Here is a 2,346-nt window from a genome sequence, read left to right on the forward strand (position 1 = left end):
GCGCCACCCGCGCGGAGGTCAGCTCCATGCTCCACCGCTATATCAAGCTGACCATTGACCCGGATACGGCACAGGGCTGGGCGAAAAACGACGCCGGACAGTATCTCTACTACAAGGACAGCAAGGCCCTTACCGGCACACAGACCATCGGTGGCACGAAGTATTTCTTCAACACCGATGGAACGCTGAAAACCGGCTGGGTCAAGGATGACGCCGGAAACTGGCGTTTCTACTCCGGGAACATCATACTGGTGGGCTTTTGGGATTTAGGCGCAAACGGCAGCAACAAGACCTACTACTTCAACAAAGACGGCATCATGGTTGCTGGGAAATGGCTGGAGATCGACGGCAAGTGGTATTACTTCAATGCCGACGGTTCCCTTGCCAAGAGCACCAAAATCGACGAGTACGAGGTCGATGAAAACGGCGTGAGAAAAACAAAGTAGCGACAACAAAATAATGAAAACCACGGGCACACCCGGTGAAAACCGGTGTCGCAAAGCTGAGGGTCTAAGGCGTTTTCGGACGTTAGGATAGCCTGGCTGCCAAAAACCGCAAAGGGCCAGCCCTCTCTAAACAGAGGGCTGGCCCTTGCTCACTTTTATACGGCTTTTGACGGATCATATGGATAACGGGGATACCGGCTTTTTCAATTTGCGCAACTTATTCTACCTTATCCAGTGGAATTGCTTGCCGTTTAGTGGAAAACCTAAAATGCACGAACAGCGAATATCTGCCTTTAGATATTCGCTGTTTCGCATATTGGTGCTTATAAAATTGATTTGCTCAAACAAAGCGAAGTTTCATTGTCTGGATTATACACCAGCAATTTAAGATTTTGATTATCGAAAATATCAAGGCTTACAAAATCAAAAGTAAGTTTACCTAATGTCGGATGTATAAGATTTTTTACGATATCCGACATACTATTAACATCATATAGCGCCCACAAAGCAGCAAATTTCTCACTTTTATTTTTCATGTCTTGTATAAAACCACTAAACCATGGATCATCTATGTGTCTAGCGAAAGTCGCATGAAATCTTGCCAATATCTCTTTTGCGTGTAATTCCCATTGTTCAAAAAGTGATATGTAGTCTTGGTTGCAAAACATCATGTAGATTATGTTTCGTTCATATGTGGGAAGCTGGCTGAAATCCCCAAAAACAATCGTCGCATAGTTATTCCATTTAACTAAGTTCCAATGGCAATCGGTAATATATGCAGGGCAATATAATAAATCCAGCTTTTCAAGAAAATTGATTACTCTGTCATTAATAGTCTGGGAAGCCTCTACCTGCTTCGGTAAAGACTTATTCGCTAAAGCATATAAATGACTGCGCTCCTCGTCGGTTAATAAAAACACTCTCGACAAACTATCCAATATAGTGTCGGATACATTTATTTCCCTGCCTTGTTCAAGCCATGTATACCATGTAAGCCCTATTCCAGCCAATTGCGCGACTTCCTCACGACGTAGCCCCGGTGTGCGCCGCCTTGCTCCAACCGAAATCCCTTTCTGCTCCGGCTTGACTTTATTCCGGCGCGCTTTAAGAAATTCGCCCAGTTCAGTATATCTATTTGGCTCAGTTTTTTTCATTATCTTCCTCCTATCCTGTTAGTATTAGTAATAGTATAAATAGGCTTCTTGTACTATTATAACACGATTGGTAAGATAACACTATAATAACTTGAATGGAGGATTTAGCATGAAATACTATTTGTTAGAGGGAACCTTTGTAGAAAACCATCCTATAGGGGAGAATCTGAAAAAAGCAATGGCTAACCACTTCGCTTACCTAAAGGCAGGATTAGAAAACGGTTCTGTACTGCTAACCGGCCCCATACCCGGTGGTAGCGGTGGCATTGCTATAGTAAAATCGAGTAATATACAAAAATTCTGCGATGATGACCCTGTAGTAAAAGAGGGTATTCAACAATACCGCATTATCGAATTTTCCTCAAATGCCTATCAGGATTATCTCAAGCAATGGTTTGAATAAACACAAAGCACCTTACCCGAAAAGAAATCAAGGGAAAAGTCAAAGATGTAATTGTTGAATTGACAGATCAATATAAGGGGGTGTTGGAAATGAGCAATATTGTAAGTCAGGTATTAGGAATAAAATACCCCGTCATTCAAGGGGCAATGGTATGGGCAGCTTCGCCATCTCTGGTAATTGGAGTGTCCAAGGCGGGAGGTCTGGGTGTCCTAGGTACAGGTAACGCTACTCCTGAAATACTAAAAATGTTGATACGCGAGGTCAAAAAGGCAACTGATAAGCCTTTTGGAGCAAATTTGTTAATGATTCCCGATTTACTGGAAGCGGCCGGGCCGGTTTGCAT

The 2,346-nt window shown here is 43.1% G+C and carries 3 protein-coding genes, 1 pseudogene and 1 riboswitch; of the genes and pseudogenes, 3 read left to right on the top strand and 1 reads right to left on the bottom strand.

The features are described from left to right. Positions 1 to 446, top strand: a pseudogene (locus B2633_RS02365) (hypothetical protein); the annotation flags it as partial. Positions 447 to 461: 15 nt separating this feature from the next. Then, a riboswitch (cyclic di-GMP riboswitch) is annotated at positions 462 to 550 on the top strand. Between the two features lie 219 nt (positions 551 to 769). Here the strand turns inward: B2633_RS02365 and B2633_RS02370 are convergent. Next, positions 770 to 1,600: a helix-turn-helix transcriptional regulator gene (locus B2633_RS02370; protein ID WP_483168930.1), complete on the bottom strand. Its 831-nt coding sequence runs from the start codon at positions 1,598 to 1,600 to the stop codon at positions 770 to 772. Positions 1,601 to 1,709: 109 nt separating this feature from the next. Between B2633_RS02370 and B2633_RS02375 the strand changes: the two genes are divergently transcribed. Then, a complete protein-coding gene (locus B2633_RS02375) occupies positions 1,710 to 2,003 on the top strand; it encodes a YciI family protein (protein WP_483168932.1) in 294 nt (97 codons plus the stop codon). An 89-nt stretch (positions 2,004 to 2,092) separates the two neighbouring features. After that, a partial coding sequence (locus tag B2633_RS02380; protein ID WP_483168933.1) for a nitronate monooxygenase occupies positions 2,093 to 2,346 on the top strand: 254 nt, incomplete at its 3' end.

The organism is Syntrophomonas sp. UBA1041 (genome assembly GCF_002316705.1).
Classification (GTDB): domain Bacteria; phylum Bacillota; class Syntrophomonadia; order Syntrophomonadales; family Syntrophomonadaceae; genus DTU019.